This is a genomic window from Mobilicoccus massiliensis (assembly GCF_000826525.2).
GTDB lineage: Bacteria > Actinomycetota > Actinomycetes > Actinomycetales > Dermatophilaceae > Mobilicoccus > Mobilicoccus massiliensis.
In genome coordinates, this window is the sequence record NZ_LN651331.1 from 246,355 (window position 1) to 261,062 (window position 14,708).

General features: G+C 71.1%; 11 protein-coding genes. 4 read left to right on the plus strand and 7 right to left on the minus strand.

Annotated features, from left to right (window positions below; all coding sequences use genetic code 11):
• Positions 1 to 261: 261 nt before the first annotated feature.
• A complete protein-coding gene (locus BN1197_RS14030) occupies positions 262 to 615 on the plus strand; it encodes a PadR family transcriptional regulator (RefSeq protein ID WP_040160714.1) in 354 nt (117 codons plus the stop codon).
• On the plus strand, positions 612 to 1,337 hold the full coding sequence (locus tag BN1197_RS14035) for an HAAS signaling domain-containing protein (RefSeq protein ID WP_040160716.1): 726 nt from the start codon (positions 612 to 614) through the stop codon (positions 1,335 to 1,337). Before BN1197_RS14030 ends, BN1197_RS14035 begins: the two co-directional genes overlap by 4 nt.
• Before the next feature lie 23 nt (positions 1,338 to 1,360).
• On the opposite strand, the gene BN1197_RS14040 is transcribed toward BN1197_RS14035, so the two are convergent.
• Positions 1,361 to 1,798 (minus strand): HIT family protein, encoded by a 438-nt coding sequence (locus BN1197_RS14040; protein ID WP_040160718.1) that lies wholly within the window; start codon positions 1,796 to 1,798, stop codon positions 1,361 to 1,363.
• Between the two features lie 138 nt (positions 1,799 to 1,936).
• Between BN1197_RS14040 and BN1197_RS14045 the strand changes: the two genes are divergently transcribed.
• Positions 1,937 to 2,308, plus strand: a complete 372-nt coding sequence (locus BN1197_RS14045; protein ID WP_040160720.1) for a hypothetical protein — start codon at positions 1,937 to 1,939, stop codon at positions 2,306 to 2,308.
• Between the two features lie 49 nt (positions 2,309 to 2,357).
• Here the strand turns inward: BN1197_RS14045 and BN1197_RS14050 are convergent, their stop codons facing one another.
• Positions 2,358 to 5,126 carry a phosphoenolpyruvate carboxylase gene (locus BN1197_RS14050; protein WP_052466764.1) on the minus strand — a complete coding sequence of 923 codons (2,769 nt, stop codon included), beginning with the start codon at positions 5,124 to 5,126 and terminating at the stop codon, positions 2,358 to 2,360.
• Positions 5,127 to 5,311: 185 nt separating this feature from the next.
• Here BN1197_RS14050 and dxs point away from each other — a divergent pair, with 185 nt between their 5' ends.
• Positions 5,312 to 7,276, plus strand: a complete 1,965-nt coding sequence (gene dxs / locus BN1197_RS14055) for a 1-deoxy-D-xylulose-5-phosphate synthase (protein ID WP_040160722.1) — start codon at positions 5,312 to 5,314, stop codon at positions 7,274 to 7,276.
• A 107-nt stretch (positions 7,277 to 7,383) separates the two neighbouring features.
• Here the strand turns inward: dxs and BN1197_RS14060 are convergent, their stop codons facing one another.
• From BN1197_RS14060 to BN1197_RS14080, 5 genes are all read right to left on the minus strand, one after another.
• Entirely contained in the window at positions 7,384 to 8,913 is a 1,530-nt protein-coding gene (locus BN1197_RS14060; protein WP_040160724.1) for a helix-turn-helix domain-containing protein, read from the minus strand.
• Positions 8,914 to 9,094: 181 nt separating this feature from the next.
• On the minus strand, positions 9,095 to 11,212 hold the full coding sequence (locus BN1197_RS14065; RefSeq protein ID WP_040160726.1) for a 3-hydroxyacyl-CoA dehydrogenase NAD-binding domain-containing protein: 2,118 nt from the start codon (positions 11,210 to 11,212) through the stop codon (positions 9,095 to 9,097).
• Entirely contained in the window at positions 11,209 to 12,435 is a 1,227-nt protein-coding gene (locus BN1197_RS14070) for a thiolase family protein (RefSeq protein WP_040160728.1), read from the minus strand. The genes BN1197_RS14065 and BN1197_RS14070 overlap by 4 nt, the downstream gene beginning before the upstream one ends.
• Before the next feature lie 187 nt (positions 12,436 to 12,622).
• Positions 12,623 to 14,083, minus strand: coding sequence for an HRDC domain-containing protein (locus BN1197_RS14075; RefSeq protein WP_082043925.1), 1,461 nt, complete (start codon positions 14,081 to 14,083; stop codon positions 12,623 to 12,625).
• A gap of 12 nt (positions 14,084 to 14,095) precedes the next feature.
• Entirely contained in the window at positions 14,096 to 14,677 is a 582-nt protein-coding gene (locus BN1197_RS14080; RefSeq protein ID WP_040160730.1) for a DUF3000 domain-containing protein, read from the minus strand.
• Positions 14,678 to 14,708 lie beyond the last annotated feature (31 nt).

Consider the following 14,708-nt stretch of genomic DNA (forward strand, 5'->3'; position numbering starts at 1 on the left):
GGCAACGCTAACCTAGCAGGGTTTTCGACGGGAATGTCGGAAGGTGTCGCCGCGCTCCTTGCGCTTCGTTTGCCACACTCCGCCGCGGCTCGAGTGCGGCGGAGGCGGGCGTGTTCTCACGTGGGCAGGGCCGCTCAGACCTGATCGTCCGGGTTCGTGCCGCGCGTCCGAGTCCTTCGCGAGGGGGTCGGCTCTGCCGTCTGCCCTCGTGTGTCCGTCGGTACCTTGTGCGGCAAGGTAACCGCGAGTACCTTGTGAGGCATGACAGCGAGGGGCGATGCCGCGATGACGCAGTTGCGGCGGGGTGTGCTCGAGCATGCCGTGCTCGCCCTGTTGGAACACGAGGAGCGGTACGGCTACGACCTCGTCTCGGAGCTGTCGGAGGCCGGCCTGGTCGCGAGCGAGGGCACAGTGTACCCGCTGCTCAGCCGGCTGCGCAAGGACGACCTCGTCGTCACGGTGTGGCGAGAGTCCGATTCGGGGCCACCACGGCGCTACTACCGGATCTCCTCGACGGGCGCGGCCGCCCTCGCCGAGTTCCGCACGGCCTGGGCGCAGTTCAGCGCCTCGGTCGACTCCGTTCTCCACACGTCCTCCGGAAAGGAACGGTCATGACCGCGACCGCCCACCGCCTGACCGTCGCCTACCTCGACCGGTTGCAGACCGCCGCGCGCGTCCTGCCGGTCGACGCCGCGGCCGATCTCCTTGCCGACATCGGCGAGCATCTCGACGTGGCCCTGGCCGACGTCGACCCCGAGTCGCCGGGGGCCGAGGCGCGGGTGCGAGACGTGCTGGATCGGTTGGGCGAGCCGGCCGATCTCGTGGCCGACGCGATGCCGGAGAGTGCCGGAGTCGTGCCTGGGGGTGCCACCGGGGCCGACCTCGGCCGCGGCCGAGAAACGTCACTGGGAGCGGCGATCGCGGCCGTCGCCTTGCTCCTGGCCGCCGGGCTGGTTGCCGTGATGTGGCCCGCAGCGCTGGTCGCGTGGGTCGTCGGCCTCGTCCTCTTCGTCCGGTCGTCGCTCTGGCGGACGATCGAGAAGGCTCTCGGGGGTGCGGTGCTCGCCTCGGCCTTTCCCCTCGGTCTGCTGCTCTGGAACGCGGCCGGCCTGGCCTTCGTGGAGGGCGGCGCCACCGGTGACGACTGTGTCGTCGGAAGCGCGCAGCCATGCGCACCGTCGGTCTCGCCCCCGGCTTCCGAGCTCTGGTTCGGGGCCGTCGTCCTGGTCGTCCCTGTCGTCCTGCAACTCGTCACGGCCGGGATTCTCGTCGCCCGGGCCCGCCGCCGGGCTCGGGCGCAGGTCGCGTCGTCACGGCGGTCCCGCCCGCGGCGGTGAGGCCGCTCGCGTGCTGAGCAGCGTCAGGCGTCCTCGTCGGGGACGTGGCCGGCAGCGGCGGGGTCCTCGCGGAGCGCGGCGCGCAGGCGAGCCGCGGCGTCGTCCATCATCGCGGGGTCGGGATCCTGTTGGGCCTTGCCGAAGTCGAAGTCAGCGGGGGAGTCGGCCGGCCACACGTGCACGTGGAGGTGGTTCACCTCGAAACCCTGGATCGCGACGACCGTGCGGGCACACGCGAAGGTGGCGAGCTGCGCGCGGCCGATCGTCTGGGCGACGGTGGCGAGGTGGGCGAAGAGGTCGGGCTCGGCATCGGTCCACGCGTCGACCTCCGCGCGGGGTACGACGAGCGTGTGACCGGGCGTGATCGGGCCGGCGGAGAGGAACGCGACGCAGCGGTCGTCGGACCACACGAACCGGCCCGGGATCTCGCCGTCGATGATGCGGGTGAAGATCGTCGTCATGACGCCACCCTAGGAGAGACACGCCTGCGGCGTCTCGCCCTGCGCACGCCGTTCGAGATGCCGTGCCGTGGGCGATTTCACGGGCCCGGGAGCGACGAGGTCGAAGGGTTGTCGGTGGCTTCGGTGAGGGTGGGGCGTATGAACGACGCAGCGGTGCCGCCCGGCTGGCCTCCCGAGGTTCCGCCGCCCTCTGCCGGCGGCTGGGAGCAGACCGCGGTGGCGTGGCTGCTCGATCAGTGCCCGGCCGACCACCGCGGCCAACCCGTGTGGCGGCGCCACCCCGTCGCGCTCGCCTGGGTGGCCACCCACCACGTCGAGGCGCAGGTCGAGGCCATGCGCACGTGCTATCGCACGGCACGGGTCGGCCTCGCTGATCATCTCGAGCCCGAGGCCATGCCCGAGGTGCTCGCCGCGCTCGAGGCCGAGGGGCTGCGACTGCGCGCGGTCTCGCGCGCCGTCTCGCTCGTCGCCGACGCCCTCCGGGGCAAGACCTACGTGCCGCGGCTGTGATCGACGGCGGTGATCGGCGATGCGAGCGAGACGAGCGAGGAGGCGCGGGTCAGCCGGTGTTCTGCAGCCCGGCAGCGGCACCGTTGACGGTGAGCAGCAGCGCATGGGTCCACGCCGCCCGGTCGGGGCGCGCGTCCGCGCGTGGATCGGTCGGCAGGCGCAGCACGCGCAGCGCCTGGTGCTGCATGTGGCTCAACGCGTCGATGTACGGCGCGCGCAGGCTCACGGCCGTCTGCAGGTGCGGCTTGTGCTCGAGCAGTTCCTTCTGGTCGAGCACCTCGAGCACGAGCCGGCGGGCGAGGTCGTACTCGGTGAGGATCTGGTAGGCGAGATCCGGTCGCTCGCCCAGCGCGAGGAATCGCTCGGCCAGCGCACGGTCGGCCTTGGCGAGGCTCATCTCGGCCACGTCGATCATCGACGCGAACAGCGGCCACTGCGCGTACGCCCGGCGCAACAGGTCGACGTCGCCGACCGCGGCCAACCCGCTGCCCAGGCCGTACCAACCCGGCAGGTTGACCCGCGTCTGGGCCCACGAGAACACCCACGGGATCGCACGCAGATCGTCCAGGCTGCGCCCGCTCTCCTTGCCGCTGCGCCTCGACGGCCGCGAGCCGAGCCGCAACTCTCCGATCTCATCGAGGGGGCTCACCGCGGCGATGAGATCGGCGAACCCCTCCTGGGTGACGAGGGCGCGGTAGCACCCGCGGCTCTGCGCGTCGATCGTCGCCGCGAGGTCCCGATAACGGGCGTCGGCCTCCTCGCGTTCGCGGGCGATGTCGGGTGCGTCGGCGAGCAGCACCGCCGAGGTGAGGCGCTCGAGGTGTCGTTGGCCGATCATCACGTCGCCGTAGCGGGCGAAGATGACCTCCCCCTGCTCGGTGACCTTGAAGCGACCGTCGACCGAGCCGCTCGGCTGGGCGAGGATCGCGCGGTGCAGAGGCCCGCCGCCGCGGCCGAGCGAGCCGCCGCGACCGTGGAACAACGTGAGCTCCACGTCGTTCTCGCGGGCCCAGGCGACGAGTTCGCGTTCGGCCCGGTCGAGGGTGAGGGTCGCGCTCGCCGGTCCGACGTCCTTGGCCGAGTCGGAGTACCCGACCATCACCTCGACGCGGCGACCGCGCGCGTCCCAGATCTGCTGCGTGCCCCGCAACGTCGCGAGGTCGGCGAGGATCCTGGGCGCGTTCTGCAGGTCCTCACCGGTCTCGAAGAGCGGGATGACGTCGAGCGTGAGCGGGCGTTCGCCCACGGCGAGGCGGGCGAGGGCTCGCACGGTGGCGACGTCGGCGGCATGGCGCGTGAAACTGATGATGTACCGCCCGCAGCTGCGCTCGCCCCACCGCCGCTGCAGCCACGCGATGACGCGGATCGTGTCGAGCACCTCGCGGCCCTGATCGGTCGTCGGCTGCACGTGCCGTGGCCAGCCCTCGCGGGCGAGTCGGTCGAGGAACTCGGCGTCGGTCAGCGCGGCCTGCGGATCGGCGACGTGCTCGGTGCCGAGCTGTTCCAGCAGGTCGAGCAGCACGGCCTCGTGCACGTGACTGTGCTGGCGCACCTCGAGTTCGGCGAGGTGGAACCCGAAGGTCTCGACGAGCCAGATGAGGGTCTGCAGTTCGCCGCGCGCCGTGCGGTGATCCCCGGCCGCGTCGAGGCTGCGCTGCACGAGGCGCAGATCCTCCAGCATCTCCTCGGGGCCGGCGTAGGTGAGACCGACCTGCTCGTTGAGCGTCGCCTCCACCCGGGCCGCCACGACGAGCAGCTTCTGGCGGTGGGGTTCACCGGGGGAGTTCTTGACGATCTCGGTGAACGCGGCAGACATGGCCACCGCGTCGGCCTCGAGCGAGGCGAGCAGTTCGTCGGAGGGGGGAGTGGTGACGACGTCCATCGTCAACGTGCGGGCCACTCGGTCGGCGTGCGCGGCGAGCAGGGTGAGCGCCTCCCGGGCCTGGGTGGCGAGCGTCTCGCGGGTCACGGCGGCGGTGACGTAGGGGTTGCCGTCGCGGTCACCGCCCACCCACGTGCCGAACCGCACGAAGGCCGGCACCGGCTCGGCGTCGCGGCCCGACTCGCCGGGCAGCGCGGTCTCGACCGTGCGGTAGAGGCGTGGCACCGCCCGAAAGAGCGTCTGGTCGAACACCGAGAGCATGGTCTTGACCTCGTCACGGGGCTCGGGCCGGTCTCGGCGCAGGGTCGAGGTGCGCTGGAGGATCCCGATGTCCTCGAGCAGCCGCCGCCGGGCGTGCGCGCGCTCACTCGCCCCGTTGTGCGAGTCGTCGTAGCGGTCGAGCTGGGCGGCGATGCGCACGAGAGCGGAGGTCACCGCCCGGCGGCGTGCCTCGGTGGGATGCGCCGTGAGCACGGGGTGGATGCGCAGCTCCTGCAGCCGCGCGTCGAGCGAGGTCCCCCCACGGGCGAGTTCGGCGATGGCCGGGGCCACTCCACCGGACTCGATCCCACCGGTGAACTCCCCGTCCTCGGCGCGCAGGGAGCGCACCCGCTGCCGTTCGTCGGCGAGGTTGGTGAGGTGCAGGTGGACGGTGACGGCACGGGCCACCTCGGCGGTGGTGGCCGCATCGAGTGTCGCGACGATGGCGTCGGCCGCAGAACCGACCCGCCCGTTGTCGCTCTCACGGCACGCGTCCACCAACGCGCGAACCGTGCGCACCAGTGACGCGCCGCCGGCCTCGTCGAGTACCTGCTCGTGCAGCTCGGTGAGCAGGTCGAGGTCACGGCGTAGTGCCGCCGAGTGCTGGGCCTCGTGCTGTTCGGGGTCCGGTGTCGTGGGGTGCGCGGATGCCTGAGCAGGGGCGTTGACGACCATGGCGGCAGTGTAGGAACGAGGTTCCACCGGCCTTCGAGGTCGTCTGCGGGATGGACACCGACACGGGGATCGGCGCGGACGACGGCCACGTCGTCGCGCTCGGCATCCACGCAGTCCCCGCACATGTCGTTCCAGGCCCGACGACGTATCGTCGCCTGGTGGACCCGTCATGAAAGGACCGTCCGTTGAGCCTGCTCGCCTCCGTCACGACCCCCGCAGATCTCGATTCGCTGTCTCCGGCACAGCTCACCGAGCTCGCCGCCGAGATCCGCGCGTTCCTCGTGGAGTCCGTGTCTCGCACCGGCGGCCACCTGGGCCCCAACCTCGGTGTCGTCGAGCTGACGATGGCGGTCCACCTGGCGTTCGAGTCCCCGCACGATTCGATCGTGTTCGACACCGGCCACATCTCCTACGTGCACAAGCTGCTCACGGGGCGGCAGGACTTCGACCGGCTTCGCTCCGCGGGCGGGCTCTCCGGCTACCCGAGCCGGGGGGAGTCCGAGCACGACATCGTCGAGAACTCCCACGCCTCCACGAGCCTGGCCTGGGCCGAGGGCATCGCCAAGGGTCGCCGGCTCGCGGGCGAGACCGGCACGCACACCGTGGCGGTCATCGGCGACGGCGCGCTCACCGGAGGCATGGCCTGGGAGGCGCTCAACGACATCGCGGCCGACAAGGACCTGCCGCTCGTCATCGTCGTCAACGACAACGAACGCTCCTACGCGCCCACGACGGGTGGCCTTGCCGAGCATCTCGCCGTGCTGCGTGCGACCCGTAGCTACGAGCAGATGATGTCGTGGGGCCGGCGCACGATCACGAGCACCCCGGTGGTGGGGCAGCGCGCGTTCGAGGCCCTCCACGGCATGAAGAAGGGCCTCAAGGACATCATCGCGCCGCAGGTGCTCTTCGAGGATCTCGGCCTCAAGTACCTCGGTCCCATCGACGGTCACGACGTGCACGCGCTCACCACGGCGCTGCGGCGCGCGCGCGACTTCGGCGGCCCGGTCATCGTCCACGCCATCACCCAGAAGGGTCGCGGGTACGAGCACGCCCGCAACAACGACGACGACCAGTTCCACGCGGTCGGCGTCATCAACCCCGAGACGGGACTGCCGCTGGAGATCGCCGGTCGGAGCTGGACCGAGAACTTCTCCGACACGCTCTGCGAGCTCGCCGAGGAACGGGCGGACATCGTCGCGGTCACCGCCGCGATGCTCATCCCCGTCGGTCTGCGGGGCTTCGCCGACGCGCACCCGCAGCGGGTCTTCGACGTCGGCATCGCCGAGCAGCACGCGACGGTCATGGCTGCGGGGCTCTCCTACGCCGGGATGCACCCGGTGGTCGCGATCTATTCGACGTTCCTCAACCGGGCCTTCGACCAGATGCTCATGGACTGCGCCCTGCACCGCCAGGGCGTCACGTTCGTCCTCGACCGCGCGGGGGTGACCGGCAGCGACGGGGCCTCGCACAACGGCATGTGGGATTTCGCGCTCACCTCGATCGTCCCCGGCATCCGCGTGGCCGCGCCGCGCGACGGCGAACAGGTGTCGTTGCTGCTGCGTGAGGCCGTCGCCGTCGAGGACGGCCCGACCGTCCTCCGCTTTCCCAAGGGCTCCGAGCCCGAGACCATCCCGGCGGTCGCGCGCCTCGGTGACCTCGACGTCATCGCCCGGTACCCGGCCCCCGCGGGCCAGGCGGGGGAGGTGCAGGAGGCGAGCGACGCCTCGGTGCCGCAGATCACCGACCTGCCGGACCTCGACCCGTCCGAACAGGTCGACGTCCTGCTCGTCGGGGTCGGGGCCATGGCCCAGGTCGCCGTCGACGCGGCGGCCGTCATCGCCGAGACCGGAGCCCGCGTGCAGGTCGTCGACCCCCGCTGGGTGCTGCCGGTCTCCGACGACCTCGTCGCGGCCGCGCGTACGGCGCACTACGTCGGGGTGATCGAGGACCACGTCGCCGCCAACGGCATCGCCGCCGCGCTCGACGCCGCGCTCGCCGAGACGGGCGAGCCGGTCGCGGTCCACCGCTTCGGCCTGCCCAAGCGGTTCCTCGACCACGGCAGCCGCAGCGAGATCCTCGCCGAGGCGGGCCTCACCGCTCCGGCCGTCGCGGAGGCCGTCGTCGCGGCCCTGCGCCCCGCCGTCGTCTGAGCCCAGAACGCCGAGACAGCCGCGGATTCCGAGCCCATGTCCGCGTTCCTGACAAGGGAACGCGAGCGAGGCCGGAATCCGCGGCTGTCTCGGCGCGGGATCAGGGATCAGATGTCGCGGAAGGTCTCCACCGTCGCGCCGAGGTCGTTGAGACGCTGCGCGAGGTCCTCGTAACCGCGGTTGATGACGTAGACGTTGCGCAGCACCGAGGTGCCGGGGGCGGCGAGCATCGCGATGAGCACGACGACACCCGGGCGCAGAGCGGGCGGGCAGATGACCTCGGCCGCGCGCCACCGGGTGGGGCCGTCGATGAGCACCCGGTGCGGGTCGAGCAGCTGCACCTTAGCGCCGACCTTCGTCAGCTCCGTGAGGTAGATGGCGCGGTTCTCGTACACCCAGTCGTGGATCATCGTGCGGCCCTCCGCGCAGGCGGCGATGAGCGCGAAGAACGGCAGGTTGTCGATGTTGAGCCCGGGGAACGGCATCGGGTGGATCTTGTCGATCGGCGCCTTGAGCGGCCCGGGGTGGGTCGTGAGGTCGACGAGACGGGTCTCGCCGTTGGCCGAGCAATACTCGTCGCTGAGCTCGTACTTCATGCCCATCTCGGTGAGCAGCGCGAGCTCGATCTCGAGGAACTCGATGGGCACCCGGCGAATGGTGATCTCGGACTCGGTGACGACGGCCGCCGCGAGCAGGCTCATCGCCTCGATCGGGTCCTCGCTGGGGTGGTACTCGACGTCGACGTCGATCTCGCTGCAACCCCGCACGGTGAGCGTGGTCGTGCCGATCCCGTCGATCTGGACTCCGAGCTTCTGCAGGTAGAAGCACAGGTCCTGAACCATGTAGTTGGGGCTCGCGTTGCGGATGACCGTCTCGCCCGCGTACCGCGCCGCGGCCATGAGCGCGTTCTCGGTGACGGTGTCGCCGCGCTCGGTGAGCACGATCGCCCGGGTCGGGGCGATGCCCTCGTGGACGGTGGCGTGGTAGGCGCCGTGCGTGGCCTCGACGTCGAGCCCGAAGTGGCGCAGGGCGGTCATGTGCGGCTCGATCGTGCGCGACCCCAGGTCACAGCCACCGGCGTACGGCAGCGAGAACGAGTCGAACTCGTGCAGCAGCGGGCCGAAGAACATGATGATCGTGCGCGTGCGCCTGGCCGCGGCCTCGTCGAGGGCCGCGAGGTCGAGGCGTGCCGGCGGGACGATCTCGAGGTCGCTGCTGTCGGGCAGCCAACGGGTCTTCACGCCGATGCTCGAGAGAACCTCGAGGATGCGGTTGACCTCCTCGATGCGTGCGATGTTGCGCAGCGTCGTGCGGCCCTTGTTGAGCAGCGAGGCGCACAGCAGAGCGACGGCGGCGTTCTTGCTCGTCTTGACGTCGATCGACCCGTGCAGCTTGGTGCCGCCCTCGATGCGCAGGTGCTGCGGGCCCGAGGTGCCCAGCGAGACGAACTGGGAATCGAGGTTCTCACCGATCCGCGAGAGCATCTCCAGGCTGAGATTCTGCTTGCCCTGCTCGATGCGCACGACCGCGCTCTGCGACGTGCCGAGCAGATCGGCAAGTTCGTTCTGCGTCATGCCCTGGTGCCTCCGAGCTTCTCGAATGAGCGTGCCGATGCGGGCCAGGTAGTCCTCTTTCATGAGCTCGATGATAACTCACATGTGAGATAACGCGCACATCGGGCGATCCGTGATCGCGCCTTCGCAATTGGACGCTCGTCCCAGTGTGCCATGTTCCCCTTGCCACGCCGCGCCCGGCACGCCGACGACGGGCCGCAACCGATCTCACGACCCGTCGTCGAGCGTCTCACCGAAGGTGCGGTCAGAGCGGCAGACTCGCCGCTCCCGGGGGGAGGAATCGGGCGCCCGTGACCTTCTCGGCGATGCCGGTTCGGTCGAGCAGGGGAGTGAGGCCGCCGTTCCAGAACTGGAAGCCCGCCCCGGTGATCATGCCGAGGTCGAGATCCATCGGAGCCTGGACCACGCCCTCGTCGAGCATGAGCCGGGCCTCCTCGGCGAGGCCCGAGAGCACCCGTTCACGCACCTGCTCGGGGGTGAGGGGCGTGCCGCGAAGCGACGACTCCTCGTACAGCGCTCTGATCTCGGGGTCGACGACCTGTTCGCCGTCCGCCTCGACGTAGAAGGCGGGCTTCTTCATCTCCACGATCCGCCGGAAGGTGTCGGAGACGGAGTACCGCTCCGGGAACGCCGCGGCGAGGGTCTCGTTGTTGTGCAACGCGATCGCCGGGCCGACCAGCCCCATGAGCTGGAACGGTGGCATCGGCGCGATGCCGGCGAATCCGGCGTCGGCGACCTCGATGGGTGTGCCCTCGTCGACGATGCGGGCCATGTCGCTCATGAAACGCCCGAGCAGGCGGTTGACGATGAAGCTCGGGCTGTCCTGGACGAGGATCGTCGTCTTCTTCAGCTTCTTGCCCACCGCGAAGGCCGTCGCGAGCGTGGCGTCGTCGGTCTTCTCGCCCGAGATGATCTCGAGGAGGGGCATGATCGCGACGGGGTTGAAGAAGTGGAAGCCGACGACACGCTCCGGGTGCTGCAGGTCGGCCGCCATCTCGGTGATCGACAGCGAGGAGGTGTTGGTCGCGAGCACGCACTCCTCACCGACCACGGCCTCGACCTCGGCCCACACCTGCTTCTTGACCGACATCTCCTCGAAGACCGCCTCGACGACGAACTGGGCGTCGGCGAACCCGTCCTTGCTCGTCGAGCCCGTGATGAGGGCCTTGAAACGGTTGGCCTTGTCCGCGTTCAGGCGTCCCTTGGCGAGGAGCTTGTCGATCTCGGCGTGGACGTGCCCCACGCCGGCATCGACTCGCTGCTGGTCGATGTCGGTCATGACGACCGGCACCTGCAGGCGCCGGACGAACAGCAGGGCGAGCTGGCTCGCCATGAGACCCGCACCGACGATGCCGACCTTGCTCACCGGGCGGGCGAGGGATTTGTCGGGTGCCCCGGCCGGCCTCTTGGCGCGGCGCTGCACGAGGTCGAAGGCGTAGAGGCCGGCGCGGGACTCCTCACCCATGAGCAGGTCGACCAGGGCGTCGGCCTCGCCGGCGAGGCCCTCGGCCTTCGTGGTCGTCCGCGCCGTCGAGATGAGGTCGAGCGCACGGTAGGGGGCGGGGGAGTATCCGCCGGTGCGGGCGTCGGCCACGGCACGACCCTTGGCGACGGCGGCCTCCCACGTCGCCTCGTCGCGGTCGACCTCGGCACGCTGCACCGTCGTGGCGCCCGTGATGACGCCCTCCGCCCAACGCAGCGAGCTCGCGAGGAAGTCGGCGGGCTCGAACAGTTCGTCGAAGAGGCCGAGCGCGTGCGCCTTCGCGCCGTCGATCATGCGGTTCTGCGCGAGCGGGTTCTCGATGATCATCGTCACGGCCTTCTCGGCTCCCACGAGGTTGGGCGTCAGCCACGTGCCACCCCAGCCGGGCAGGATGCCGAGGAAGCACTCGGGGAACGCGATCATACCGACGTCGGAGGAGATCGTGCGGTAGTCGCAGTTCAGCGCGATCTCGAGGCCGCCACCGAGGGCGACCCCGTTGACGAACGCGAAGCTCGGCACCCCCAGCTCGGTGAACTTGGAGAACACGCGGTGCCCGAGCTCGGCGATGGCGCGAGCCTGCCCCGGCTGCTGCACCGCCCCGATGCCGGAGAGGTCGGCGCCGGCGGCGAAGATGAACGGCTTGCCGGTGATGCCGACGCCCACGATCTCCCCGGCCTTCGCGCGCTCGGCCAGGGCATCGAGGGCCTCGCCGAGGGCCGTCACGGTCTGCGGGCCGAGCGTCGTCGGCTTGGTGTGGTCGAGGCCGTTGTCCAGCGTGATGAGGGCGAAGGTGCCCCCGCCGCCGGGCAGCTCGACGTCGCGCACGAGCGAGGAGGCGACGACCTCGTCGGGAAAGATGGCGGCGAAGTCGATGCTCATCGCTGGGCCTCGCTGTTCGTGTCGGTGCTGTTCGTGTCGGTGTGGTGCGGGTTCTCCCAGATGACGGCGACGCCCATGCCGATGCCGATGCACATCGTCGTCATGCCGTAGCGCACCTCCGGGTGCTCCTCGAACTGACGGGCCAGGTTGGTGCACAACCTGATTCCCGAGCTCGCGAGCGGGTGGCCGACCGCGATGGCGCCCCCGTAGGGGTTGACCTTCTCGGAGTCGTCCGGGATGCCGAAGTGGTCGAGGAACGCGAGGACCTGCACGGCGAAGGCCTCGTTGATCTCGAAGAGGCCGATGTCGTCGATGGCGAGGCCTGCCTGGGCGAGGGCCTTCTCGGCGGCCGGGACGGGCCCGTAGCCCATGACCTCGGGCTCGCAGCCGACGAACGCCCAGGTGACCAGGCGCATCTTGATCGGCAGTCCGAGCTCCCTGGCGGCCTCCTCGGACGCGATGATCGCCGCGGTCGCGCCGTCGTTGAGGCCGGCGGAGTTGCCCGCGGTCACGCGGCCGTGCGGCCGGAAGGGGGTGCGCAGTTCGGCGAGCGCCTCCATCGTCACCCCGGCGCGCGGGGGCTCGTCCTTCGTGGCGAGACCCCAGCCCAGCTCGTCGGTGCGGATGGCCACGGGCACGAGGTCGGGCTGGATCTTGCCGGCCTCGTAGGCAGCCGCCGTCCTGTCCTGGCTCGTCTTGGCGTAGGCGTCGCTGCGCTCGCGGGTGAGCTGCGGAAAGCGGTCGTGGAGGTTCTCGGCGGTGTTGCCCATCGAGAGCGCCTCGGGGTCGACGAGCTTCTCACTGAGCAGCCGGGGGTTGGGGTCGATGCCCTCGCCCATGGGGTGGCGGCCCATGTGCTCGACGCCGGCCGCGATCGCGACGTCGATGGCGCCGAAGGAGATCGCTCCGGCCGTCGTCGTCAGCGCGGTCATCGCACCGGCGCACATGCGGTCGATCGAGTAGCCGGGCGTCTGCTGCGGCAGGCCCGAGAGGATCACGGCCAGGCGGCCGAGAGTGAGTCCCTGGTCACCGATCTGGGTGGTGGCCGCGACGGCGACCTCACCGACACGCTCGGGCGGGAGGTTCGGGTTGCGGCGCAGCAGTTCGCGGATGCAGGCGACGACGAGGTCGTCTGCTCGGGTCTGGGCGTACATGCCCTTGTCTCCCGCCTTGCCGAACGGCGTTCGCACACCGTCGACGAAGACGACCTCTGTTCGTGACACGAAGGTTCTCCTGTCGGCTCGAAGGCGAGCGTCATCGCACGCCGGAGTCATGTCCCCCAGATATTACTGACCAGTACCCCACTTGTCGTGAGCCGGGAGACGAGACGTGGAACACGCGCTCGATCCTGCCGGACACGTCGTCGCGCCGCCAGGGCCGCGCCCGGTCGCGCGTGAGGGGGCTACGGTCTCAGACCGGCCGAGCGGTGGCGAAGGCGTGCGCGAGCACGGGCGCGGCGATGTCGGCCTGCCACGGGCGGGCGCCGAGTTCGCGCAGCTCGTCGTGGACGGAACTCTCATCGAGGTGCTGCGGTGGGGTCCACACGACGCGGCGCAGGGTGTCGGGGGAGAGCAGGTTCTCCAGGGGTAGCCGGTGCTGCTCGGCGAACGCGCCCAGCGCCTCGCGGGCCATGGCGAGCCGGGCCGCGGCGAGCGGGTCGCGGTCGGCCCACGACTTGGGCGGCGGCGGCCCCTGGTTGGGCAGCGACGTGGCCGGCAGGCGTGACTCCGGCAGGTCGAGAGCTCGTCGAACGGCCTCGACCCACACCTCGGGGTGGCGACGCACGACGCGGTGGGTCGTGGCCTCGTGCGCGGCGCGCACGTCGGTGGGCGCGGCCGTGGCGAGTGCGACGAGCACGGCGTCGGGGACGACGCGGCCGGGGGAGATGTCGCGGGCGCGGGCCAGGTCGTCGCGGGCGTACCAGAGCTCGCGCACGATCGCGGCCATGCGTGGTGTGCGCAGCCGGCGCAGGCCGGAGACGCGACGCCACGGGTCGACCCGAACGGGGTGGCCCGTGAACGAGGTCAGGGCGTCGAACTCCTGGCGCGCCCATTCGGCCTTGCCCTGCTGCTCCAGATCGGCGGCCATGGCGTCTCGCACGTCGGCCAACAGCTCGACGTCGAGCGCGGCATAGCGCAGCCAGTCCTCGGGCAGGGGGCGCGTGGACCAGTCGACGGCCGAATGTTCCTTGGCCAGCGAGACACCGAGGTAGTGCTCGACGACCGCGGCGAGACCGACCCGGGGCAGGCCGGCGAGCCGGGCGCCGAGCTCGGTGTCGAACAGTGCACTCGGCGTCAGGCCCACCTCACGCAGGCACCCGAGATCCTGGGTGGCGGCGTGGAGGATCCACTCCACGCCGGCGACCGCCTCGTCGATGGGGCCGAGGTCGGGGCAGGCGACCGGGTCGATGAGCCACGTGCCGGCCCCCTCGCGACGCACCTGAACGAGGTACGCGCGCTGCCCGTACCGGTAACCGGAGGCGCGTTCGGCGTCGACGGCGAACGGCCCGGTGCCCGAGCGCAAGGCGGCGGCGGCCTCGAGCAGCCCGGTCTCCTCGGTGACGACGTCGGGCAGGCCATCCGCGGGCTGGGTGAGGACGACGGGGGCCGGCGCTTCGACCTCGATGTCGTCACCGGTCGGGACGCTGGGAGCGGTTGGAGCGGTCGGAGCGTTCGGGACACTCAGGACGCTCGGGGCATCTGGAGCGCTCGGGCTGTCCGGAGCGCTCGGAGCACTTGTGGCCTCGGCGGCCTCCGGCGCGGCCTGCTCGGGCGCTCGGTGCGGCGTGGCGGGCTCGTGCTCGCGGGACGCCGGCCGCTCGGGCTGCGCGGGCAGCTCGGGGACGGCGAAGGGATCGGTGAGGTAGGTCATTCGGCGGTTCTCTCAGCGCAACCGGCCGCTGAGCGAGGTGACGCCCTGCGGGACCGGGGGAACGCCCGCGATGGTGGCGAGGACGTCGGTCCAGATGGTCAGATGGTCGGCGAGGTCGTCGCCGTCGGGAGTCCAGGATGCACGCAGTTCCATCTCGACGGAGGACTCTCGGTCGGCGAGGGCCCCGAAGCTCTCGGAGACGACCCGCGTGACCGTGCCGCCCAGCGCGCGGTGGGCGATGCCGCCGGTGTGCAGGGCATCGGTGAGCCAGGACCAGCCCACCTCGCCGAGCAGGGGGTCGCTCGCCAGTTCGGCTTCGAGCTGGGCTCGGGCGAGGGTGACGATGCGCCAGGTGCCCTCCCACGCGTCGGGGGCGTCGTCGTCGTGCAGGACGATGAGCCGGCCCGTGGCGAGCGGCTCCTCCTCCGAATCGAGGACGACCTCGGCCGAGAGCGCCGCCGAGTGCAGGGCGATGCGCTGGGGTGCCGGGATCTCGGCGAGCCGGATCTCGGGACGCAACGTGAGGGCGCGCAGCGCGTCGATCGCCTCGGCGAAATCCGAGGCGGCGCTGGGTGTCGCGCGGCGAATCGTCACATCGCGCACAGTACGGCGCGGCACCGACAGC